This window comes from Mesorhizobium shangrilense, assembly GCF_028826155.1.
Lineage (GTDB): Bacteria > Pseudomonadota > Alphaproteobacteria > Rhizobiales > Rhizobiaceae > Arvimicrobium > Arvimicrobium flavum.
The window spans coordinates 263,564-287,109 of sequence record NZ_JAQGPN010000001.1 but is presented as its reverse complement, the minus strand read 5'-3'; the positions used below and the strand labels follow the sequence as shown (position 1 = coordinate 287,109).

Here is a 23,546-nt window from a genome sequence, read left to right as displayed (position 1 = left end):
ATGGCGCGTCGACAGCGCGCATGCTCCGGTCTGGTGCAATCTCGAAAGCTATAAACGCAAGACTGCTCAGGGAGGAGCATTCATGAAGCTTGCAAAATTTCTGGCAACAGCGGCCGCTGCGGCATTGCTGGCGAATACGGCCCATGCCGAGAATCTGAGGATCGGCGCGTCGCTGCCGATCACCGGTGGTCTTTCGGTCAGCGGTGAGAAGCACAAGCGCGGCTACGAGCTCTGCATCAAGCTGATCAACGAGGCTGGCGGCATCCTGGGCCGGCAGGTCGACCTCATCGTCAGCGACAACCGCTCCGATACGGCGACTGCGATCAACCAGTACGAACGCTTCATCAATGTCGACAAGGTCGACGCCGTCTACGGCACGTTCTCGAGCCGTCTGACGTTCCCTGTCGCCAGCATCCTGTCGAAGTACAACATGGTGCACGCCATCCCGTCGGGCGGCGCGCTGCGCATCTATGAGCAGGGCTACAAGAACCTGTTCTATTTCCAGGTGAACGCGGCCGAGTACACCGGCAAGGACGTGGTCGGGGTCATCAAGCAGCTCATCGCGGAAGGCCAGGCGCCCAAGACCGTGGCGATCGTCTCTGCCGACGACTTCTTCGCCAACGCCATCGCGGCCGGGCTTGCCGGTGAGAAGGTGATCGACCCGGCGACCGACAAGCAGATCGCCGATCTGGCGCCAGGCTATCTCGCGGATGTCGGCATCAAGATCGTCATGCAGGAGAAGTGGCCGGAAGAGGGCTTCAACGACTGGCTCAACATGGCCAATTCGATCAAGCGCTCCGGCGCGGAGATGATCATCGGCCTGACCGCCTCGGCGGAGGAGGCGGTGCAGATCACCCGGGCGCTCAAGACCGTCGGGGCAACGCCAAAGCTGGTCTATCTCAGCCAGGGCGCGCAGAACGAGTTCGTCGAGGGCGTTGGCAAGGAAGCGGCCGACGGCGTGCTGATCCACACGACCTGGCACAAGGATGTTCCGTTCGAAGGCTCGCTGGCCGGGAAGCCGTTCAACAATGCCGACTTCGTCAAGGCGTTCGAGGCGGAGTTCGGCGTAGAGCCGGACGAGGACAGCGCCATTCCGTTCGCGGTCTGCCAGGGCATCGAGCAGGCGATCATCGGCGCCGGCAGCACCGACAATGCGAAGATGGGCAAGTGGCTCACCGCCCGCACCAAGGAAGATCCCGTCCGTACTGTGCTCGGTCGCTTCTCGTGGGACGATGTCGGGCTTCCGGAGGAGAAGTCCCATGTCATGACGCAGTGGCAGGGCGGCGAACTGAAGTTCGTCTATCCGACCGACGAGTTCGCTGGCGTGTCGCCGTTCAGCTACCCCAAGAACGGGTTCTGAGACTGAAGTCGGGAGGACGCCGGTCTCTGGCGTCCTCCCTACCGCGGGCCTGTCGGCCGAACTCGGAATGGGAGATCGAGCGCATGCTCGAAGTCAAGAATCTTTGCAAGCACTTCGGCGGCATCAAGGCCGTCGACGGCGCGACCTTCACTGTCGAGAAGGGGTCGATCACCGCCCTGATCGGGCCGAACGGCGCCGGCAAGACCACCGCGTTCAACTGCATCAGCCGGACAGCCGTGCCGACCTCGGGAGAGGTCTGGCTGGACGGCGAGCGTATCGACCAGCTGCGCCCCCATAAGATCACGGCCAAGGGCCTCAGCAGGACGTTCCAGATCTCGCGCAATCTCGGCGACATGACGGTGATCGAGAACGTTATCGTGCAGTCCAAGATCGACGGCCTGCGCGGTCTTTTCCGCCCGGCCATGACGCGCGAGGAGAAGGACAAGGCGATGTCCATCCTCGATTTCCTCGGCATCACCCGCATTGCGCACGAGGACGGCCACAACCTCTCCTACGGCCAGAAGAAGCTGATGGACCTCGCCGCGCTTCTGATGTCGGACCCCAAGATCATCCTCCTCGACGAGCCGGCCGGCGGCGTCAACCCGTCGCTGATGGAGGAGATCGTCGGCCACATCCGGGCGCTCAACGACAAGGGCCTGACCGTGCTGATCGTCGAACATAACATGGACCTGATCATGCGCCTTTCGCACAAGGTCGTCGTGATGGCGCACGGCAAGGTCATCTGCGTCGGCACGCCCGAAGTCGTCCGCAAGGACCCGCATGTCCTCGACGCCTATCTTGGCGGCGTCATTGAGGAGGCGGCATGATGATGAACCTTCTCGACGTCACCAGCATCACGGCCGGCTACGGCGACGGCCCCGCCATCCTCGACGGCGCACATCTGACCGTCGAGCCCGGCAAGGTGCATTGCATCATCGGGCCGAACGGGGCGGGCAAGTCGACGCTGCTCAAGGCGATCTGCGGGATGCTGTCGATCCGCAAGGGCGACGTGATCTTCAAGGGCGAGCGGCTGAACGGCCTGCGCCCCGACCAGATCCTGCGCAAGGGCATCTGTTTCGTGCCGCAGGAGCGCGCGCTGTTCCCGAAGATGACCGTCCGCGAGAACCTGCGCATGGGCGGCTTCATCCTCGACGACAAGAAGGAGCTGGAGCGCCGCATCGACGGCATCCTCGAGCGGTTTCCGATCCTGCGCGAACGCGCCGATCAGCATGCCGGCACCATGTCGGGGGGCCAGCAGCAGACGCTGTCCATGGCCCGCACGCTCATCATCAAACCCGACATCGTCATGCTCGACGAGCCTTCGCTCGGCCTCGCGCCGAAGATCGTCCAGGAGATGTTCGACATCATGAAGATGATGTCGGCGGAAGGCGTCACCGTGCTCCTGGTCGAGCAGAACGCGCTGATGGGCCTCAAGAATGCCGACTGGGGCGTCGTGCTCGACCTCGGCAGGACATTGTTCGAAGGCCCGGCGAGCGAGGTGCTGGCCGATCCGCGCATCCAGGAACTTTACCTCGGCGGCAAGAAGGCCGCCTGACGGGGATCCCATGGCAGAGATATTGCAGATACTGATCCTGGGCCTGGCGCTTGGCGGCGTCATCGCCCTGATGGGCTCGGGCCTGTCGCTCGTCTTCGGCGTGATGCGCATCGTCAACCTCGCGCACCCGTCGCTGATCATCGGCGGCGCATACATCACCTACCTGGCCTTCAAGTCGTTCGGCGTCGATCCGATCGTGATGCTGCCAGTGGCTGCCGTCATCATGGCCGCGATCGGCGTGCTGCTCTACCGGCTGGTGTTCGAGCGCGAGGCCAAGAGCGCCAAGTATTCCGAGATGACGGTGCTGCTGACCTTCGCGCTGGCGATGATGGTGGAAGGCCTGCTCGGCGGCCTGTTCACCAACACCCAGAGGGTCACCTCTCCCGATTATGCCACCGAGGCCTTCTTCATCGGCGACATCTTCGTGCCGAAGGGGCAGCTCTACGCCGGCATCGTCTCGCTCGCGATCATCGCCGGGCTGTCGCTGTTCCTCAAATACTCGCGCATCGGCTACGCCATTCGCGCCACGACCCAGAACCGCGAGGCGGCGGAACTGCTCGGCGTCAACGTGCAGTTCATCAGCATCCTCGCCTTTGCCATCGGCCTCGGCCTCGCCGGTGCGGCAGGCTCACTTGTCAGCTTCGTGTTCAGCTTCTTCCCGGCCAAGCACTGGGAGTGGATCGCCATGCTGATGTCGGTCGTCGTGCTGGGCGGCATGGGCTCGATCCTCGGCACGGTGGTGGGTGCGCTGGTCCTCTCCGTGGTCGCCGCCTTCGTCGGCGCCTGGATCGGCGCGACCTGGTCGACGCTGACCTTCTTCCTCGCCCTGTTCATCATTCTGCTGGTGCGGCCTCAGGGGCTGTTCGGCGAAAAACCGGAGCTGGCGTGATGGCCGTTTCCCTCCAGGACTCCAGCGCCAGCGCTGTGATCGAGGCGCGTCGCGTCCAGAACGAAAAGCTGTCGCGCAAGGCCGACCAGGCCCGCGCGACGTGGTTTCCGCTCCTGATCCTCGCCGTGCTCGTCGCGCTGCCGCTGCTGCAGTTCGTCGGCAACTACAACTACGTCCTGCACCTGGTGCTGTTCACGGCTTCCTATGTCGCCATGGCTTCGGGCTGGAACATCCTCGGCGGCTTCGCCGGCTACATCTCGCTCGGCCACGCCGTGTTCTTCGGCATCGGCGGCTATTTCTCCGGCATGATCCTGGCGCGCTACGGCATTTCCACGATCATCACCGCGCCGCTGGCTGGCCTGGTCGCCGCCGCGGTCGGCTATGCCGTTGGCATGGTCACCCTCAAGGTGCGTGGCCCGAGCTTCATCATCTCGTCGATCGCGCTTTTGATGATCGCCCGCATCCTGTTCGACAACTGGCACTTCATTGGCGGGGCCAACGGCCTGACCCTGCCGCCCAACGACCTGTCGGTGCAGTGGTCCAAGGTGCCCTACTACTATGCGATGGTGGCGATCGCCTCCTTCACCGTGTGGGCGAGCTACAAGATCAAGCATTCGAAGTTCGGGCTCGGCCTGCGCGCCATCTCCAAGGACGAGATCAAGGCGGAAAGCGCCGGTATCGACACCCGCTTCTACAAGGTCCTGGCCTTCGCGCTGTCGGCATTCTTCGTCGGCATGACGGGTGCGGTCTGGGGCGAGTACCTGACCTACCTGCGGCCCAACATCTTCCTGCTCATCCTGGTCTCGGCCAACCTCGTGCTGATGTGCATCCTCGGCGGCAAGGGCACCATCGCCGGGCCGGTCGTCGGCGCGCTCCTGATCGTGGCGCTGAACGAGATCTTCGTCGCCACCATGGGCGCGTCCGAGATCAACATCCTGGGCACCGGCCTGGTGATGGCGCTGGGGCTGATGTTCTTCCCGCTGGGCCTCATCGGCACCCTCGCGCGGAACGGAAAGCTCCCGCGCGTCCTCAACTGGGACTAGCCGTCCGCCCCTGAACCCAGAACTGGCTCGTGCCCAACGCGAGAGGAAGAAGCCATGCCGGAATTCGTGCTCTACAACGCGCCCCAGTCCACCTGCAGCCAACGTGTCCGCTATGTCCTTCACGCCAAGGGCAGGGCCTTCGAGGAACACAAGCTCGACCTGTTCAAGGGCGACCAGCTCAGGCCGGAATACCTCGCGATCAACCCCAACGGCGTGGTGCCGACGCTGCTGCACCGCGGCGCGCCGGTGACCGATTCCGCGGTCATCGTCGAGTATCTCGAGGACATCCTGGGCGACGTGGCTCCGCTCAGGCCGAAGGATCCGCTGAAGGCCGCCGAGATGCGGGCGATGATGCGGTTCATCGACGAGGTGCCGACGCCGGCCATCCGGGTACCGTCCTACAACCTCGCCTTCCTGCCGCACTACCAGTCGATGACCGAGGCGGAGTTCCAGGCGCTTTGCGACAGCAAGCCGCTGCGCCGCGAGTTCCTCATGAAGATGGGCCGCACAGGCTTTCCCAAGGCCGAGATGGACGAGGCGCTGGGCCGTCTGCAACGCGGCGTCGACCGCATGGCGGCGTGGCTGGAGGCCAACGGCGGGCCTTGGCTGACGGGCCGGGACCTGACCCTTGCCGATGTCTGCATCATGCCGGTCATCGTCAGGATGGACGACATCAACCTGGGCGGCATGTGGAACAAGGCGCCCGCCATCGGCCGCTGGCTCGACCGCATCCGGGTGACCGACGCCTTTGCCCGGACCTACTACCACGGCTCGCTGCTGACCGAGAAATACCCGCACCTGCAGCTTGCAGGTAAGCGCATGGAACCTGCCGAAGCCTGACTTCGGAGCATTGGAGACTGACGATGGATCCCACGAGCATCGCAAAGCTCATCACCAAAGAAGCGGATGTCACGCCAACCGTTCTCGCGGCGATGGCGGACACCGACGATCCCCGCCTCAAGGAGATCATGACCTCAATGGTCACGCATCTCCACCAGTTCCTGCTGGAGACGCGCCCGACAGAGGCGGAGTTCGAATACGCGTTGCGCTGGATCGTCGAGATCGGGCAGTTCACCAACGAGTTCCACAACGAGGTTGTGCTTGCAGCGGACGTGGTCGGCGCGTCAACGCTGATCGACCTGATCAACAATGACGGCATGCAGGGAGAGACCATGTCCGCGCTGCTCGGCCCGTTCTATCGCGGCGATGCGCCGGCTTGCGCGAATGGCGAATGCATCGCGCGCTCGGAAACGCCCGGACCGTCCCTTTTCTTCTCCGGAAAGGTGGTGGGCGCCGATGGCGCGCCGATCGCCGGCGCGGCGCTGGACGTCTGGCAGGCTTCGCCGGTCGGTCTCTACGAGAACCAGGACGAGACGCAGGAGGACTGCAACCTCCGCGGCAAGTTCACCTCCGGCGCCGACGGCAGGTTCCATTTCCAGTCGGTGAAGCCGGCAGGCTACCCGGTGCCGACCGGCGGTCCGGTGGGCGTGCTACTGCGCGCCCAGAAGCGGACGCCGATGCGCCCCGCGCACATCCACTTCATCGTATCCGCACCCGGGCACAAGACGCTGATCACGCAGATCTTCTCCGACAGCCCGGAGGCGCTCGCCACCGACGTGGTGTTCGGCGCCAAGCAGCAGATCGTCGGGGACTTCCGGATGCACACCCAGCCCCATCCCGACTATCCCGGCGCGACGCTGCCCTTCTACACCTGCGAGTACGACTTCAGGCTGGTGGAGGGGACGCCGGTCTTCCCGGTTCCGCCGATCTCGGGAAAGAAGAGCTGATTCGATGACAATTGAGAATTCGCATCGGCCGCTCGAAGGCAAGGTCGCGGTCGTGGTCGGCGGCTCCGGAGGCATCGGCCGCGAGGCCTGCCGTCTGTTCGCCGATGCCGGCGCCGTCGTGGTCGTCGGCTATCGCTCCGGCAAGGACAAGGCCGAGGAGATCGCGGCGGCGCTGGCGGGCGACGGACATCTCGCCCTGCCGGTCGCGATCGAGGACACCGTCACGATCGAGGCGTTCAGGGACGCGGTCCTCCAGGAGCTCGGGCGCGTCGACATCCTGGTCAACACCGCCGGCATCACCCAGCCGGTGGCGCATGCCGACCTAGACGCGCTGACCGATGACCTGATCGACCGCATCTTCATCAACAACTGGCGCGGCGTCTTCGCCACCATCCGCGCCTTTGCGCCGACGCTGAAGGCGACCGGCGACGGCCTGGTCGTCAACGTCTCGTCGATCGCCGCCTTCACCGGCATCGGCTCCAACGTCGCCTATTGCGGCGCCAAGGCCGGCGTCGATGTGATGGCCAATTCGCTCGGCCGTGCGCTGGCGCCGGAGATACGCGTGATGGTGGTCTCGCCCGGAGCAGTCGACACCCAGTTCGTGCCCGGCCGCGGCAAGGAGTTCAACGACAAGGTCGCCGCGACCACGCCGCTCAAGCGGATCACCAGTCCGACCGACGTCGCCGAGGCGATCGTCGCCTGCGCGACCCATCTGAAATTCTCGACCGGCAGCCGGATTGTCGTCGACGGGGGGAGGCATCTGTGATGCAGCCGAAAGTCATCATCACCTGCGCCGTCACCGGCAATCTGACCACCCGCGAACACCATCCGGATCTGCCGGTGACGCCCGAGGAGATCGCCAACGCATGCCTCGAGGCGGCGGACGCGGGGGCTGCGATTGCGCATATCCATGTCCGCGATCCTGAGACGGCAAAGCCGTCGATGGAGCTGAAACACTATCGCGAGGTGGTCGAGAGGATCCGGGCGAAGAACAACGCCCTGATTCTCAACGTCACGACGGGACCCGGCGGCCGCTACCATCCGAGCGACGAGAACCCGGCGGTCGCCGGACCGCGCACGACGCTGATGCGTCCGGAAAGGCGCGTCGAGCACATCCTCGAGCTGAAGCCCGAGATCGCCACGCTCGACCTCAACACCATGACCTTCGGCAACGAGGTGGTGATCAACACGCCCGCCAACGTGAAGATCATGGCGGACATGATCTATGAGGCTGGCTCCAAGCCCGAGCTGGAAGTGTTCGACACCGGCCATATCCAGCTGGCCCTCGACATGCTGAAGGCGGGTTCGCTGAGGGCGCCGACCCTCTACAACATCGTTACCGGCGTGAAATACGGCTTCCCGGCCACCCCGGAGGTGATGGCGCTCGCCGCCCGCCTGCTGCCGCGGGACTGCGTCTGGACCGGCTTCGGCGTCGGCCGGATGTCCTTCCCGATGGCCGTGCAGTCCTACCTGCTCGGCGGCCATGTCCGCGTCGGGCTGGAGGACAACTCGTACCTTTCGAAGGGCGTGCTCGCCAAGGGCAATGGCGAACTCGTGGAGCGCGCACGCGACCTCATCGAGAAGCTCGGCGGGCAGATAGCCAGTCCGTCGGAAGCCAGGGAAATGCTGGGGCTCGCAGCCTGACCGGCGCGGCTCGACGTAAAGGAGATTGGAACAGATGAACATTCAAGCAGGCGTCGGGTCCGGCCAGGCGCTCAGGGTCTCGCAGAAGTCTCCCGACCTCGACAACCTCCTGATCGACGTGGTCGAGGTGAGCGTGCCGCGGCCCGGCCCGGGACAGGTACTGGTCGAGATTGTGGCCGCCGGCGTCAATCCGAGCGACGTGAAGGCTTCGCTCGGCCACATGCCGCACGCCATCTGGCCGCGCACACCGGGGCGCGACTTCGGCGGCATCGTCCGCGAGGGGCCATCGCACATGATCGGCATGGAGGTCTGGGGCGGTGGCGGCGAACTCGGCATCAGCCAGGACGGCAGCCACGGCAAATGGATGGTGCTCGACCAGAAGGCGGTGCGCGCCAAGCCTAAAAACTTCTCGATGGAGCAGGCAGGCTCCATCGGAGTTCCCTTCATCACCGCCTTTGAGGGCCTGCGCGAGGCCGGCGGCGCGCAGCCGACCGATGTCGTCCTGGTCTGCGGCGGCAACGGCAAGGTCGGTCAGGCGGCGATTCAGCTCGCCACCCTTGCCGGCGCGAAGGTCATCGCCGTCGAGTATAACGACCAGCCGCTGATCGGCCACACCAACGCACCCGTCGAGATGCTGAACAGCGGCGCGCAGGACGTGGCCGCCATCGTCCGCGAGATGACCGACGGCCATGGCGCCGACATCGTCTTCAACACGGTCGGCAGTCCCTATTTCGAGATCGCCAACAAGGCCATGGCCAAGCAGGCGCGGCAGATCTTCATCTCGACGTTCGACCGGGCGGTGCCCTTCGACATCTTCAACTTCTTCCGTGGCCGCCACAAATACATCGGCGTCGACACGCTGGCGCTGTCCTCTGTCGACGGCGCGCGGATCTTCGACAGGCTGAAGCCGAAGTTCGAGGAGGGGCTGCTCAAGCCGTTCCCGATCAATCCGGATTGCTGCTACGGGCTTGCCGATGCGCAGAAGGCCTATGCTTCGGTGCTTCGCGGCACCCCCGAGCGCGTGCTCTTGAAGCCGTAAGGGGAACGCGATGCAAGTCACCCGCTACAGCGAAGCCGGCGCCTACGAGGCGCCGGAGCACTATGGCATGCACTGCCTGCGGCTGCAGGGCAAGGAGGCGACGACGACCGACACCATATGGATCGGCCTGTCGCATCTCCTGCCGGGCGGGCACACGTCGCTGAAGGATGCCGCCGTGGAGAAGATCTACATCGTGGTCGCCGGCGAGGTGACCGTCGAGACGGCAGACGGGGCGGTAACGCTCGGCGTGCTCGACAGCTGCCGGCTGGCGCCAGGCGAGGCGCGCGCCTTGTCCAATCGGACCAACGCGCCGGCGTCGGTTCTCCTGGCGATGCCGACGAACGGCTGACGGACGGGAGGCGACATGACCAGGCCAACGATGTACCGGCTGGGCGAACGTGCGCCCACCCTGCCAGCAGATGGCGACGTCTACGTGGCCCCCGGCGCGGTGGTCGTCGGCGATGTGCGCATCGGCGACGGCGTCAGCATCTGGTTCAATGCCGTGCTGCGCGGCGACAACGAGCCGATCACGCTCGGTGCAGGTTCGAACGTGCAGGACGGCTGCGTCGTCCACACCGATCCCGGCTACCCCGTCGAGATCGGCGAGAACGTCACCATCGGCCACAACGCCATCGTCCATGGCTGCATCATCGGCAATGGCAGCCTGATCGGCATGGGCGCGACCGTTCTCAACGGGGCGCGGATCGGCGAGCGATGCCTCGTCGGCGCCAACTCCCTCGTCAGGGAAGGCATGGTCGTCCCGGACGGCTCGCTGGTGATCGGCATCCCGGCCAAGATCGTGAAGGCGCTCCATCAGGAGGCTGCGGCACGGCTCTCGGGCGGGGCGGCGAGATACCGTTCGAAGGCGGCATCCTATCCGCTCGAACTCGAGCCGATCGACTTGTGAACGCACAACGGCGCTCTGGCGCCAAGAAGGGCATTGAGAATGGGCGAGACTGAAAACAGGTTGCTGAGCGTGGTCGAGCACTGGCTCCCGCGCATGGAGGTAGCCGGCATTCCCTCGGCCACGGCCAAGGCCGTGATCGAAAGCGCGGGCGTCTGGGAAAACTGGCTGCCCGCGTGGAGCGCCGAGGGTGACCGCCACGCCGCCATGGGCGCGGAGGCGCTCGCCGCCGGCCGGAGAATCACCGCGGGAGAGGCCTTCGCCCGCGCCAGCCTCTTCTATCATTTCGGGCAGTTCATGGCCTTCGAAGACCTCGCGGCCAAGGAGAAGGCGGCCGCCCGCAAGGTCGAGCTTTACCGGAAGGCTGCGCCCTTGCTGGAAGTTCCCGGCGAGCTGATCGAGGTGCCCTTCGAGGGCGGGGTCCTGCGCGGATGCCTGCGCCTGCCGCAGGGCGCCGGGCCGCATCCGCTGGCCTTGATCATCCCCGGCTCCGATTCCACCAAGGAGGAGTTCCCCGCACTCGAGCGGCACTTCCTCATCCGGGGCATGGCGACGCTGTCGCTGGACGGCCCGGGTCAGGGAGAAGGGCGTGCGCACGGCCATCTGCGCGCCGACATTGCCCCGGCGATTGCCGCCGCGATCGCCGCGGTCAGCGGCAAGCCGGGCCTGTCGGGTCAGGTGGGGCTGGTCGGCATGGCCTTCGGCGGCTTTCTCGCGTTGCGGGCCGCGTCCGCGCTCAAAGGCCTGGCGGGCGTGATTTCGATCAACGGCTTCTACGACCTCGGCGCGCTCTGGCCGGCCCTGCCGAAGGTCTACCAGGACAACATGACCTTCGCGCTGGGCGGCGCCGATGTGGTAGAGAGCGCTCGCCGCTTCACGCTTGCGGGCGCCCCCGCGCCGGCGGCTCCCGCACTCGTCCTGCATGGCGGGCGCGACAAGATCTTTCCGCCGTCGGAGGCGCAGAAATGCGCGGATGCCTGCACTGCGGGCGCTGAACTGCATGTGATGCCGACCGGCAACCACGTCTGCAACAACATCCCCTGGCTCTATCGGCCGCTTGTCGCCGACTGGCTGGCGGATCGCTTCAGGGGCTGAGAAGCCGTTGTGTGAAGAGCGGCGGGGCGGGGCGGAGCGCCGCGGCCCGCCTGCCGTTTGCCGATCATGCGCGCGAAATGTCCACTCGATTTTGGACGATAATCCACCACAAGGGGACTCCGCGGCCTGATCGGAAATAAACGTGGCTGGTACCAGTTAGGGCACCTTGGCAGGCCTATGAAAGCCTATGAAACCTGCCATTTGCCAACACTGATGGGAGCAGAAGATGATTCACGCCGACGATGGGTCCTTGTCGCAGGAGCAGCGCCTGATGCGCGACAGCTGCCGGTCGTTTGTGGACGATGTGGTGACCCCCTTCATCCGCTCGAACTGGCAGCGTGAATGGGACATGAGCCCCGGCGAGCGCCTGCCGGATTCGGTCCTCGAAGGCGCCGATGCGATCGGCGTCCGCACGCTCGGCGTGCCTGAGGAGTTTGGCGGCATCGACCTCGAGAAGGAAACCGAGGTCCGTACCTTCGCCCTCATCTCCGAGGAGATCGCTCGCGGTGATTCGGGTCTTGCCGACAAGCTCGTCCAGAACTGGAAGGTCTCGATCGTCCTGCGCCAGTTTGCTCCCAAGCACCTTCAGGAGAAGTGGTTCCCGCGTCTCCTGGAGGATCCGAAGTTTCTCCTGGCGCACTGCCTGACCGAGCCGCGCGGCGCATCCGACCGCTGGCTGCCCTACAACGTTCCGGAAGCCTCCATGCACACCAAGGCGGTGCTGGACGGCGACCATTGGGTGATCAACGGCCGCAAGCAGTTCATCTCGAACGGTTTTGACGCCAGCCTCTACGTCGTCTACGCCAACACCGATCCGTCGGTCGGCATGCTGCAGGGCACGTCGAGCTTCCTGGTGCCGCGCGGCACGCCCGGTCTCACCATCACAAAGTGCAACGAGACCATGGGCTGCCGCTTCATGAACAACGGCGAGCTGGTCTTCGAGGACTGCCGTGTCCCGGCTGACCACCTGCTCGTCAAGAGCACCGCGCTCGCATCCGCCGGCCAGTACTTCCGCGCCGGCAAGATCATCCAGGCCGCGAAGAACCTCGGCGTCGGCGTGGCTTGCTTCGAGCGCACGGCGGACTATGTCCAGAACTACGTCCAGGGCGGGCGAATCCTCATCAAGCATCAGGCCGTGGCGCTGCGGCTTGCCGACATGGCCACCCGCATCGAGGCGGTCCGCTCGCTGGTCGAGCGCGCGGCCAAGGCGGTCGACGAAGCACATCCCGATGCCGACATCCTCTGCAACATGGCGAAGGTCTATGCTTCCGAGGAGATCATGAAGGTCGCAACCCATGCGCTCGAACTTCACGGCGGGAATGGCGCGATGCTCGAGTTCGGCATCGAGAAGCTGTTCCGCGACGCTGCGATATTCCTGCACATGGACGCCACGGTGGACGTCAGCCGCATGAAGATCATCAAGAACATGTTCCCTGCCACCGCCGGCAAGTACGCCGGCCCCGAGAACTGAGGTTGCCGGCTGGGGTGGCGGCGCCTGTGGGCGCAGCCCGCCCCGGCCGCAGGGAGGACGAGATGAAGATACTGGTTGCCGTGAAAAGGGTTGCCGATCCCAACGTCAAGGTGCGTGCCCTGGCCGATGGCTCGGGCGTCGATCTGGCAAACGTCAAGATGACCATGAACCCGTTCGACGAGATCGCCGTCGAAGAGGCGCTTCGCCTAAAGGAGGCCGGCCGCGCGACCGAGATCGTGGTCGCGTCGATCGGCTCCGACAAGTCGGCGGAAACGCTGCGCACGGCGCTTGCCATGGGCGCCGACCGCGGACTGCTGGTACGCGCGGATTCCGCAGTGGAGCCTCTTGCCGTCGCCAAGATCCTAAAGGGGATGGCGGAGGCCGAGAAGCCCGATCTGGTCATCGTCGGCAAGCAGGCGATCGACGACGACAGCAACCAGACCGGGCAGATGCTGGCTGCCCTGCTTGGCTGGGGGCAGGGCACGTTCGCCTCGAAGATCGCTGTCGGCGATGCGGCGATCGAGGTGACCCGCGAGGTCGATGGCGGCCTGCAGACCGTCGCCTTGCCGCTACCCGCGCTTGTCACCGCCGACCTGCGGCTGAACGAGCCGCGCTACGCGTCGCTGCCCAACATCATGAAGGCGAAGAAGAAGCCTATCGAGGAGAAGACGCCTGCCGACTACGGCGTCGCCGTCGAGCCGCGGCTGACCGTCGTGCGCGTGCACGAGCCGGCGACCCGCAAGGCAGGCGTCAAGGTCGGCTCGGTCGCCGAACTGGTCGACAAGCTGCGCACCGAAGCAGGAGTCCTGTGATGACCATTCTCGTTCTGGCCGAACACCAGGATACAGAGCTCGACGAGGCCACGGCCAAGGCCGTCTCGGCCGCAGTCCGCATCAGCGGCGAGGTCCATGTGCTGGTTGCCGGGTCCGGCTGCCGGCCTGCCGCGGAGGCGGCCGCGCGTCTGGACGGCGTCGCCAAGGTGCTGTTCGCCGACGATCCCAGCCTTGCCAACCGGCTCGCAGAGCCCGTCGCCGCACTCGTCGTCGGCCTTTCCGGCGGATACGATGCGCTGCTCGCCCCTTCGACGACAAGCGGCAAGAACGTCATGCCCCGCGTGGCCGCGCTCCTTGACGTCATGCAGGTATCCGACGTCATCGCCGTCGAAGGCCCGGACCTGTTCCAGCGCCCCATCTATGCCGGCAACGTCATCCAGACCGTTCGCTCCGCCGACGCCAGGAAGGTCCTGACCGTTCGCGCCTCGTCCTTCCCCGCCGCCGCGACCGTGTCGGACGCGCGGCCGATCGAGGCGGTGGCGATCCCCGCCGATCCCGAGCGCTCCTCCTTTGTCCGCAACGAGATGTCGGCGTCCGAACGGCCCGAGCTTGCCGGTGCTCGGATCGTCGTGTCGGGTGGACGCGCGCTGGCCTCGGCCGAGAATTTCGAGACGGTTCTGGCGCCGTTGGCCGATACGCTGGGCGCAGCGATCGGCGCCAGCCGCGCCGCGGTGGACGCCGGCTATGTCTCGAACGACCTCCAGGTCGGCCAGACGGGCAAGATCATCGCGCCGGAGCTCTACATCGCCTGTGGCATCTCCGGAGCGATCCAGCATCTCGCCGGCATGAAGGATTCCAAGGTGATCGTCGCGATCAACAAGGACCCCGACGCGCCGATCTTCCAGGTCGCCGACTATGGCCTGGTCGCGGATCTGTTCGAGGCGGTCCCGGAATTGCACACGATGGTTGCGGGCGAAGCGAGCGCGTAAGCTTTTTCATCGCCCGTGGAAAGGGGAACCGAGATGGGAGGAGCAATGATCGACAAGTCGGCACGCCTTCGTCGCGAATGCGATACAGAGGACCCGAGCCTTGCCGCTCCGTTCCGCTCCTACGCCCTCGACCGATCGGGAAGTCCGCGCTTCCACATAAGGATGGTGGAGGACACCCAGCGCCTCTACCCGGCCCACAAGCACGACTACTTCCAGATCGTCTATTTCATGTCGGATGCACCGGCGATGCGGATCGGCCTGACCTCGCACAAGCCGAGGCCCGGTTCGATCTACTTCATCGCTCCGATGGTGCCCCACCAGGTCAGGTACGATCGAGGGACCCGCTGCGTCCTCATCTACTTCGATCTTGATCTCCTGCGGCCCAGCATCACCCGGTCGTATCCGGTTGCGGAACTGGTCCGGCTGGCGCCCGAGCTGACGCCCTTCGCCTGGCAGAACCATGTCTCGTTCCTGCTTCAGGGGCCGCAGATCGAGCGGACGGAACGGGCCATCGCCTCCATGATCGCCCAGCATGGTTCCGAACGGATCTGCGAGATGGAGATCGTGCGCGCGGAGCTGACGCTGATGCTGGCCGCCCTGTGCCAGGACTACGAGGCCGAATTCGCCGAGCTTTCGACCAGGCTGCCCGTGATGGGGCGCGACAGCAGCCACATGCGCCGCATCGCCGAGTTCATCGGCGAGAACTACACGCTTGGTCCGAGCCTCAGCGAGGCGGCGGATGCCGCCCGCCTCTCCAAGAGCCGGCTCTGCGCCCTGATCCGACAGTACACCGGCACGAGCTTCAACACGCTGATCCGCGAGATGCGCATCGAGGATGCCCGCGAGCGGCTGGTGCTCACCGACGATTCGATCGGCCAGATCGCCTATTCCGTCGGCTACAACGACGAGAAGTATTTCCTGCGTGCCTTCAAGAATTCGGTCGGGATGACGCCCACTGCCTATCGGTTGAAACGGGCCAACGAAAGCCTCGCGGCCAAGGCCGGCGCCGATGCCAGTATTTTGCGCCACCGTGCCCCTCAGTGGCATGGGCCCGCAAAGCGCTCCGCGCTGGAGACGGCGGTGGGAGGCAACTCGTGAGCGCCGCCATCTCCTTTCATCTCAACGGGGCGGAGGTGACGCTGGAGCCTGCGGGCGACGAGCCGCTTCTCTTCGCGCTCAGGAACCGGCTCGATCTCAAGGCAGCGCATTTCGGCTGCGGCCTGGAGCAGTGCGGCGCATGCATGGTGAGCATTGACGGGCAGCCGCGCTATTCGTGCACGCTGCCCGTTTCCGCGCTTGGGGGCTGCCACGTGACGACGCCCGAGGCGCTGGCAGACGATCCTGTCGGGGTTGCCCTGCTCGACGCGTTCGAACACGAGCAGGCCGGCCAATGCGGCTATTGCATCCCCGGCATCCTCATGAGCGCCTACGCGTTCCTCAAGTCGGAGCGCCGCCCGGGCCGCGATGCGATCGTCGCCGCCCTCGACCCCCATCTCTGCCGCTGCGGGGCGCACGGCGGCATCCTGCGCGCCGTCGAGCGCGCGGCGACGAAGCTGGGCGGAACCGACCGATGATCGGCAATGCCCTGCCCAAGAGCATCCAGGACAACCCGGAGCTGGGTCGGTGGATATCGCTCGACCGCGCAGGCGTGGTCGCGGTCTCCTCCGGCAAGGTCGAGCTCGGCCAGGGGATCCTGACCGCTCTCGCCCAGATTGCCGCCGACGAACTCGCGCTGGGCCCCGAGCGCATCGTGCTCATGCCGGCCGACACAGACCGCTCGCCGGACGAAGGCATCACCGCCGGCAGCCAGTCGGTGGAGGTCTCGGGCGCGTCGATCCGGCTGGCGGCCGCGCAGGCTCAGGCTGCGTTGCTCCAGGCCGCGGCGGCCCGGCTCGGCGTCGATGCGGGCAGCCTGTCGTGCGTCGACGGAGGCGTCCACCTCGACGGGGAGGCGACCGGCCTCGATTTCTGGTCGCTCGCGCCCGACGTCGACTGGCGGCAGCATGTCACCGGCGACGTTCCGGTGAAGCGGGTCGGCGACTACGCCGCCGTCGGCGAAAGCCGTCCGCGCATCGACATGGCGCAGAAGCGCAGCGGCGGCGGTTTCATCCACGATCTCGCGCTGCCGAACATGCTGCACGTGCGCGTCGTGCGCCAGCCCTTCCGGCTTGCCCGCCTGGTCGAAGTCGACGAGGCGTGGCTGCAGCGCCGCTTTCCCGGCATCCAGGTTCTTCGCAAGCAGGATTTCCTCGCCCTTGCCGCAGAGGACGAGTTTGCCGTGCACGTCGCCCATTCCGAAGCCGAGAAGTTCGTCCGCTGGGAGAAGGTGCCCGGCCTATGGCAGCCCGCCACCACCTCCGGCGAGAAGCGCACTGTCCTTGGCGCCGCGGCGCCGGCTGCCGGCTCCGCCAGCATCTCCGCCCGATATTCCCGCGCACACATCGCGCATGCGTCGATTGGGCCGTCCTGCGCGCTGGCGCATTTCGACGCCGGCCGGCTCACGGTCTGGAGCCATTCGCAGGGCATCTTTCCGCTGCGCGGCCAGATCGCGCGGTGCCTCGGGCTTGATCCCTCGCTCGTGCGCGTCATCCATGCGCATGGCTCCGGCTGCTACGGCCACAACGGCGCCGACGACGCAGCGCTCGACGCGGCGATTGTCGCAATGGAGCTTTCTGGCCGGGCGGTGCGGGTGCAATGGTCGCGCCAGGACGAGCTCGCCCGCGGGCCGCTCGGTGCGGCCATGTCGGCGGAGGTCGACGCCGAGCTCGACGGCGCCGGACGCGTGGCCTCGTGGAAAATCTCCGTCACCAGCGAGCCGCACGCCCAGCGGCCGGGCTTCGGCGGCCATGTCAATCTCAGCTCGGCCGAAGCGCTCGACGCGACGCGTCTGCCGGGAAAGGTCGACGACCTGCCCGATGCCGCCGGTGGCGGCGCGGCGCGCAACGCGGTCGCGATCTACGATTTTCCTGCCCACCAGGTCGCCGTCCGCCTGAACACGCAAAGCCGCATCAGGACCTCGTCGCTGCGTTCGCTGGGGGCCCACCTGAATGTCTTCGCCATCGAGTCGGCGATGGACGAACTGGCCGATCTCGCCGGCGTCGACCCGCTCGATTTCCGGCTGCGCCATCTGAGCGACGACCGGTGCAGGGCCGTGCTCCTGGGTGCGGCCGAGATGAGCGGATGGCCGGGGAACCATCCGGCGGGCGAAGGCCGCGCGCTGGGCATTGCCGCGGCCCGCTACAAGAACAAGGGCGCCTGGCTCGCGGCCGTGGCCGAGGTCGCGGTGGACGAGGAGGTAAGGCTCGAGCGCCTGTGGCTGTGCGCCGATGTCGGCCTGCTGGTCAATCCGGAGGGCGCGCGCAGCCAGATCGAGGGCGGCGCGATCCAGGCAGCGAGCTGGACGCTGAAGGAAGAGGTCAAGGTCGAGGACGATCGCGTGCCCGATTTCGACTGGAGCGGCTATCCGATCCTCAGGTTCTCGGAGATTCCCGAGATCGAGACGCGATTCGTCTCCGATCCCGCCAATCCGCCTCTCGGCGCCGGCGAGGCCTCGCAGGGGCCGGTCGCCGCGGCAATCGGAAACGCGGCGTCCCGTGCGCTCGGCCTGCGCATGCGCGACCTTCCCTTGACGCGGGAAAGGCTGGTCGACGCGCTCATGAGCGCGTGACCGTCGGCCGCCCGAAATTCTCAATAGTTTTGCCGAATCGCAGCGAGGGAAGATGAGCGAAGTCGAACGGGAAAGCATGGAGTTCGACGTCGTCATCGTCGGCGCCGGTCCTGCTGGTCTCGCCGCCGCCATCCGCCTGAAGCAGGTCAATCCGGACCTGTCGGTCGTGGTGCTGGAGAAGGGCGGCGAGGTCGGCGCGCACATCCTGTCCGGCGCAGTGGTCGACCCGATCGGTATCAACCGGCTGCTGCCGGGCTGGCGCAACGACGACGACCATCCGTTCAAGACGCCGGTGACCGACGACCATTTCCTGGTGCTGGGGCCGGCCGGCTCGGTCAGGCTGCCCAACCTGCTGATGCCGCCGTTGATGAACAATCACGGCAACTACATCGTCTCGCTCGGCAACGTCTGCAAGTGGATGGCGGCGAAGGCCGAGGCGCTCGGCGTCGAGATCTATCCGGGCTTTGCCGCCGCCGACCTGATCTATGACGATCAGGGTGCGGTGACCGGCGTGGTCACCGGCGACATGGGCGTGGAGCGCGACGGCACGCATGGCCCGGCCTTCGCCCCCGGCATGGCGCTCTTGGGCAAGTACGTGCTGATCGGCGAGGGCGCGCGCGGCTCGCTGGCCAAGAAGCTGATCGCCCGCTACGGCCTCGACGAGGGTCGCGAGCCCGGCAAGTTCGGCATCGGCCTCAAGGAGCTCTGGCAGGTCAAGCCGGAGAACCACAAGCCGGGCCTGGTGCAGCATTCCTTCGGCTGGCCGCTCGACATGAAGACCGGCGGCGGCTCGTTCCTCTACCACCTCGAGGACAACCAGGTGGCGGTCGGCTTCGTCGTCCACCTGAACTACAAGAATCCCTGGCTGTCGCCGTTCGAGGAGTTCCAGCGCTTCAAGACGCATCCGGCGATCCGCGGCGTCTTCGAGGGCGGCAAGCGCATCTCCTACGGCGCGCGCGCCATCACCGAGGGCGGCTGGCAGTCGGTGCCGAAGCTGGCCTTCCCGGGCGGCGCCCTGATCGGCTGCTCGGCCGGCTTCGTCAACGTGCCGCGCATCAAGGGGTCGCAAAATGCGGTGCTGTCGGGCATGCTGGCGGCCGAGCACGTGGCCGAGGCGATCGCTTCCGGCCGCGCCCATGACGAACTGGCCGGCTACGAGGCGGCCTGGCGGGCGTCCGACATCGGCAAGGATCTCAAGAAGGTGCGCAACGTCAAGCCGCTGTGGTCGCGCTTCGGCACCGCCGCGGGCGTGGCGCTCGGCGGCCTCGACATGTGGACCAACTCGCTGTTCGGCTTCTCGCTGTTCGGCACGCTGAAGCACGGCAAGACCGACGCCGCCTCGCTGGAGCCGGCGGCCAACCACAGGAAGATCGCCTATCCGAAGCCCGACGGCGTCTTGACCTTCGACCGGCTGTCGTCGGTGTTCCTGTCCTCGACCAATCACGAGGAGGACCAGCCGGTCCACCTCCAGGTCGGCGACATGGCGCTGCAGGTGCGCTCCGAGCACGACGTCTTCGCCGGCCCGTCGACGCGCTATTGCCCGGCCGGGGTCTACGAATGGGTCGACAAGGACGGCAACGCCGCCGCCGACCCCGAGGCCAAGGACGTCCGCTTCGTCATCAACGCGCAGAACTGCGTGCACTGCAAGACCTGCGACATCAAGGACCCCAACCAGAACATCAACTGGGTGCCGCCACAGGGCGGCGAGGGGCCGGTCTATCCGGGCATGTGAGGGCAGGGCGAACTACGAAGCCCCTGAAACCCTGAATGCCGCCGCCATCGCGCGGCATTTCCGCCCCATGACGCCCGCGGTGCGTCGCGGAGCCTTGCCCCGAGCGCCCTTTGGCCCGTCCTCCGCGTTCCGGGGCCGCACTTTTCTTCCTGGTAATGCCGATCGGAACTTGGCCAGACCCGGCTTGCGTGGCGAAAGGCCTGTTCTTATATACGCCGCAACCGTGGAAGCCTGCGCTCGCCACGGATTTCGAGTGAACAGGGGTCGTCCCCGGAACGCCTCATTGGGTCCTGACGGCCTGCTTGAAGGAGAGACTAGAAAAATGGCTAAAGTAATCGGCATCGACCTCGGAACGACAAACTCCTGCGTCGCCGTCATGGATGGCAAGGACGCCAAGGTCATCGAAAACGCGGAAGGCGCGCGCACGACGCCGTCGATCGTCGCTTTCACCAATGACGGTGAGCGTCTGGTCGGACAGCCCGCCAAGCGCCAGGCCGTGACCAATCCCGAAAACACCATCTTCGCCGTGAAGCGCCTCATCGGCCGCCGTTACGACGATCCGGTGACCGAGAAGGACAAGAAGCTCGTCCCCTATCACATCGTGAATGGCGACAACGGCGACGCCTGGGTCGAAGCCGGCGGCAAGAAGCAGTCGCCCAGCCAGATCTCGGCGATGATCCTGCAGAAAATGAAGGAAACCGCGGAAGCCTATCTCGGCGAGAAGGTCGAGAAGGCCGTCATCACGGTTCCGGCCTATTTCAACGACGCCCAGCGCCAGGCCACCAAGGACGCCGGCAAGATCGCCGGCCTCGAGGTGCTGCGCATCATCAACGAGCCGACCGCTGCCGCGCTCGCCTACGGCCTCGACAAGAGGGAAGGCAAGACGATCGCGGTCTATGACCTCGGCGGCGGCACCTTCGATATTTCGGTGCTCGAGATCGGCGACGGCGTCTTCGAGGTGAAGTCCACCAACGGCGATACCTTCCTCGGCGGCGAGGACTTCGACATGCGCCTGGTCGAGTACTTGGCCGCGGAGTTCAAGAAGGAGCAGGGCATCGACCTGAAGAACGACAAGCTCGCGCTGCAGCGCCTCAAGGAAGCTGCGGAAAAGGCGAAGATCGAGCTGTCGTCCTCGGCGCAGACCGAAGTGAACCTGCCCTTCATCACGGCGGACCAGACCGGCCCGAAGCACCTGACGCTGAAGCTGACGCGCGCCAAGCTCGAGCAGCTGGTCGACGATCTGATCCAGCGGACTGTCGAGCCGTGCAAGGCGGCGCTCAAGGACGCCGGGCTCAAGGCCGGCGAGATCGACGAGGTGGTTCTGGTCGGCGGCATGACGCGCATGCCGAAGGTCCAGGAAGTCGTGAAGCAGTTCTTCGGCAAGGAGCCGCACAAGGGCGTCAACCCCGATGAGGTGGTTGCGCTGGGTGCGGCGATCCAGGCCGGCGTTCTGCAGGGCGACGTCAAGGACGTCCTGTTGCTCGACGTGACCCCGCTGTCGCTGGGCATCGAGACGCTGGGCGGCGTGTTCACGCGTCTCATCGAGCGCAACACGACGATCCCGACCAAGAAGAGCCAGGTCTTCTCGACGGCTGAGGATTCGCAGTCGGCGGTGACGATCCGCGTCTTCCAGGGCGAGCGCGAAATGGCTGCCGACAACAAGTCGCTCGGCCAGTTCGACCTGGTCGGCATCCCCCCGGCGCCGCGCGGCGTGCCGCAGATCGAGGTCACCTTCGACATCGACGCCAACGGCATCGTCAACGTCACGGCCAAGGACAAGGGCACCGGCAAGGAGCATCAGATCCGCATCCAGGCGTCTGGCGGCCTCTCCGATGCCGACATCGAGAAGATGGTCAAGGACGCCGAGGCGAACGCCGAGGCCGACAAGAAGCGTCGCGCGCTGGTCGAAGCCCGCAACCAGGCCGAGGCTCTGGTCCACTCGTCCGAGAAGTCGCTCAGCGAATATGGCGACAAGGTCTCGGAAGCCGATCGCACCGCGATCGCCGATGCGATCGCAGCGCTGAAGACCGCGGCCGAGGGCGACGACGCCGACGACATCCAGGCGAAGTCGCAGTCGCTCGCCGAAGTGTCGATGAAGCTTGGCCAGGCCATGTACGAAGCCTCCCAGAAGGAGGCCGCGGAAGCCGACGCCAAGGCGGATGCCCAGAAGGACGGCGACGTCGTCGACGCCGACTTCGAGGAGATCGACGAGGACGACAAGAAGAAGTCGGCCTGAGATCGTTCGATCATTGCAAGGAGGCCCGGTGTTGAGCCGGGCCTTTTTGCAAGGTGAGGCAGCATTTTTCTATGAGAAAATCTGTGCCTATTGCTGGAGAGCTCTGGCATAGAGGCTCTCGGCTTACTAAATCCATCGGCGACGATCCAATCTGTGCGGTCGGACAACGCGCCAAGAGCACAATGCACGAAGACATTGATCATTCGGATCGCGGGGCAGCATGAAGGCTGATTTCTACGAGACGCTGGGCGTCCAGAAGGGCGCGGACGAAAAGGAACTCAAGAGCGCTTTCCGCAAGCTGGCCATGCAGTTCCATCCGGACAAAAATCCGGGCGACGAGTCCTGCGAGCACAAGTTCAAGGAAATCAACGAAGCCTATGAGTGCCTGAAGGACCCGCAGAAGCGCGCGGCATACGACCGTTTCGGCCACGCGGCCTTCGAGAACGGCGGCATGGGCCGCGGCGCCAACGGTTTCGCGGCAGGCGGCTTCTCCGACATCTTCGAGGACATCTTCGGCGAGATGATGGGCGGCGGGCGTCGTCGCAGCGGCGGTCGCGAGCACGGCGCCGACCTTCGCTACAATATGGAGATCTCGCTCGAGGAGGCCTTCACCGGCAAGACGGCCCAGATCCACGTGCCGGCCTCGATCTCCTGCACCGAATGCACCGGCAGCGGCGCCAAGCCCGGCACGCAGCCGGTGACCTGCACGATGTGTCACGGCCACGGCAAGGTGCGCGCCAGCCAGGGTTTCTTCTCCATCGAGCGCACCTGTCCGCAGTGTCACGGCCGCGGCCAGATGATCAAGGACCCTTGTCCCAAGTGTTCGGGCCAGGGCCGCGTGGTCGAGGAGAAGTCGCTGTCGGTCAATATTCCCGCTGGCATCGAGGACGGCACCCGCATCAGGCTCGCCAACGAGGGCGAGGCGGGTCTGCGCGGTGGACCGCCCGGCGATCTCTATATCTTCCTGTCCGTCAAGCCGCATGAGCTGTTCCAGCGCGACGGCGCAGACCTTTATTGCAAGGTGCCGATCTCGATGACGTCCGCGGCTCTCGGCGGCGCGTTCGAGGTCACTACGCTGGACGGCACGCAGACCCGCGTGAAGATCCCCGAGGGCACCCAGAACGGCCGTCAGTTCCGGCTGAAGGGCAAGGGCATGCCGGTGCTTCGCCAGCCCGCGGTCGGCGACCTTTATATTCAGGTCGCCATCGAAACGCCGCAGAATCTCAGCAAGCGTCAGCGCGAGCTATTGGAAGAGTTCGAGCAACTATCGTCCAAGGAAAACTCCCCGCAGTCGAGCGGCTTCTTTTCCCGCATGAAGGACTTCTTCGAGTCGTTCAGCGACTGACGTATTTTTCTTAACCT

General features: G+C 65.8%; 22 protein-coding genes. All 22 read left to right on the top strand.

The annotated features are described in order from the left end of the window. Window positions 1–82: 82 nt before the first annotated feature. The 22 genes from PD284_RS01415 (at window position 83) to dnaJ (ending at window position 23,529) form a co-directional block, all read left to right on the top strand. On the top strand, window positions 83–1,360 hold the full coding sequence (locus tag PD284_RS01415) for an amino acid ABC transporter substrate-binding protein (RefSeq protein ID WP_274626453.1): 1,278 nt from the start codon (window positions 83–85) through the stop codon (window positions 1,358–1,360). Between the two features lie 83 nt (window positions 1,361–1,443). Further along, complete coding sequence (locus PD284_RS01410) at window positions 1,444–2,187, top strand: ABC transporter ATP-binding protein (protein WP_274626452.1); 744 nt, start codon at window positions 1,444–1,446, stop codon at window positions 2,185–2,187. Further along, window positions 2,184–2,915: an ABC transporter ATP-binding protein gene (locus PD284_RS01405; protein ID WP_274626451.1), complete on the top strand. Its 732-nt coding sequence runs from the start codon at window positions 2,184–2,186 to the stop codon at window positions 2,913–2,915. Before PD284_RS01410 ends, PD284_RS01405 begins: the two co-directional genes overlap by 4 nt. 10 nt (window positions 2,916–2,925) lie before the next feature. Further along, complete coding sequence (locus PD284_RS01400; RefSeq protein ID WP_274626450.1) at window positions 2,926–3,804, top strand: branched-chain amino acid ABC transporter permease; 879 nt, start codon at window positions 2,926–2,928, stop codon at window positions 3,802–3,804. Then, on the top strand, window positions 3,804–4,847 hold the full coding sequence (locus tag PD284_RS01395; protein WP_274626449.1) for a branched-chain amino acid ABC transporter permease: 1,044 nt from the start codon (window positions 3,804–3,806) through the stop codon (window positions 4,845–4,847). Before PD284_RS01400 ends, PD284_RS01395 begins: the two co-directional genes overlap by 1 nt. A gap of 54 nt (window positions 4,848–4,901) precedes the next feature. Beyond that, window positions 4,902–5,687 (top strand): glutathione S-transferase family protein, encoded by a 786-nt coding sequence (locus PD284_RS01390; protein WP_274626448.1) that lies wholly within the window; start codon window positions 4,902–4,904, stop codon window positions 5,685–5,687. 23 nt (window positions 5,688–5,710) lie between these two features. Then, window positions 5,711–6,634 (top strand): dioxygenase family protein, encoded by a 924-nt coding sequence (locus PD284_RS01385; protein ID WP_274626447.1) that lies wholly within the window; start codon window positions 5,711–5,713, stop codon window positions 6,632–6,634. A 4-nt stretch (window positions 6,635–6,638) separates the two neighbouring features. After that, window positions 6,639–7,400: an SDR family NAD(P)-dependent oxidoreductase gene (locus PD284_RS01380; protein ID WP_274626446.1), complete on the top strand. Its 762-nt coding sequence runs from the start codon at window positions 6,639–6,641 to the stop codon at window positions 7,398–7,400. After that, the gene (locus tag PD284_RS01375; RefSeq protein WP_274626445.1) at window positions 7,400–8,278 is read left to right on the top strand and encodes a beta-keto acid cleavage family enzyme; all 879 of its coding nucleotides are present in this window, start codon (window positions 7,400–7,402) and stop codon (window positions 8,276–8,278) included. The genes PD284_RS01380 and PD284_RS01375 overlap by 1 nt, the downstream gene beginning before the upstream one ends. Before the next feature lie 34 nt (window positions 8,279–8,312). Next, the gene (locus PD284_RS01370; protein ID WP_274626444.1) at window positions 8,313–9,317 is read left to right on the top strand and encodes a quinone oxidoreductase family protein; all 1,005 of its coding nucleotides are present in this window, start codon (window positions 8,313–8,315) and stop codon (window positions 9,315–9,317) included. A 10-nt stretch (window positions 9,318–9,327) separates the two neighbouring features. Then, window positions 9,328–9,666 carry a cupin domain-containing protein gene (locus tag PD284_RS01365; RefSeq protein ID WP_274626443.1) on the top strand — a complete coding sequence of 113 codons (339 nt, stop codon included), beginning with the start codon at window positions 9,328–9,330 and terminating at the stop codon, window positions 9,664–9,666. Window positions 9,667–9,681: 15 nt separating this feature from the next. After that, complete coding sequence (locus PD284_RS01360; protein WP_274626442.1) at window positions 9,682–10,224, top strand: gamma carbonic anhydrase family protein; 543 nt, start codon at window positions 9,682–9,684, stop codon at window positions 10,222–10,224. A 39-nt stretch (window positions 10,225–10,263) separates the two neighbouring features. Further along, window positions 10,264–11,316: an alpha/beta hydrolase family protein gene (locus PD284_RS01355; protein ID WP_274626441.1), complete on the top strand. Its 1,053-nt coding sequence runs from the start codon at window positions 10,264–10,266 to the stop codon at window positions 11,314–11,316. A 226-nt stretch (window positions 11,317–11,542) separates the two neighbouring features. Then, window positions 11,543–12,787 (top strand): acyl-CoA dehydrogenase family protein, encoded by a 1,245-nt coding sequence (locus PD284_RS01350; RefSeq protein WP_274626440.1) that lies wholly within the window; start codon window positions 11,543–11,545, stop codon window positions 12,785–12,787. A gap of 62 nt (window positions 12,788–12,849) precedes the next feature. Beyond that, window positions 12,850–13,599, top strand: a complete 750-nt coding sequence (locus PD284_RS01345) for an electron transfer flavoprotein subunit beta/FixA family protein (RefSeq protein WP_274626439.1) — start codon at window positions 12,850–12,852, stop codon at window positions 13,597–13,599. Then, entirely contained in the window at window positions 13,599–14,549 is a 951-nt protein-coding gene (locus PD284_RS01340) for an electron transfer flavoprotein subunit alpha/FixB family protein (RefSeq protein ID WP_274626438.1), read from the top strand. Before PD284_RS01345 ends, PD284_RS01340 begins: the two co-directional genes overlap by 1 nt. A gap of 45 nt (window positions 14,550–14,594) precedes the next feature. Next, window positions 14,595–15,647, top strand: coding sequence for a helix-turn-helix transcriptional regulator (locus tag PD284_RS01335; protein ID WP_274626437.1), 1,053 nt, complete (start codon window positions 14,595–14,597; stop codon window positions 15,645–15,647). After that, window positions 15,644–16,123: a (2Fe-2S)-binding protein gene (locus PD284_RS01330; protein WP_274626436.1), complete on the top strand. Its 480-nt coding sequence runs from the start codon at window positions 15,644–15,646 to the stop codon at window positions 16,121–16,123. The genes PD284_RS01335 and PD284_RS01330 overlap by 4 nt, the downstream gene beginning before the upstream one ends. After that, window positions 16,120–18,216, top strand: coding sequence for a xanthine dehydrogenase family protein molybdopterin-binding subunit (locus PD284_RS01325; RefSeq protein ID WP_274626435.1), 2,097 nt, complete (start codon window positions 16,120–16,122; stop codon window positions 18,214–18,216). Before PD284_RS01330 ends, PD284_RS01325 begins: the two co-directional genes overlap by 4 nt. 52 nt (window positions 18,217–18,268) lie before the next feature. Then, the gene (locus tag PD284_RS01320) at window positions 18,269–19,948 is read left to right on the top strand and encodes an electron transfer flavoprotein-ubiquinone oxidoreductase (protein ID WP_274626434.1); all 1,680 of its coding nucleotides are present in this window, start codon (window positions 18,269–18,271) and stop codon (window positions 19,946–19,948) included. Window positions 19,949–20,270: 322 nt separating this feature from the next. Beyond that, on the top strand, window positions 20,271–22,184 hold the full coding sequence (gene dnaK / locus PD284_RS01315) for a molecular chaperone DnaK (protein WP_274626433.1): 1,914 nt from the start codon (window positions 20,271–20,273) through the stop codon (window positions 22,182–22,184). A 220-nt stretch (window positions 22,185–22,404) separates the two neighbouring features. Further along, window positions 22,405–23,529: a molecular chaperone DnaJ gene (dnaJ, locus tag PD284_RS01310; protein WP_274626432.1), complete on the top strand. Its 1,125-nt coding sequence runs from the start codon at window positions 22,405–22,407 to the stop codon at window positions 23,527–23,529. The last annotated feature ends 17 nt before the right edge of the window (window positions 23,530–23,546 follow it).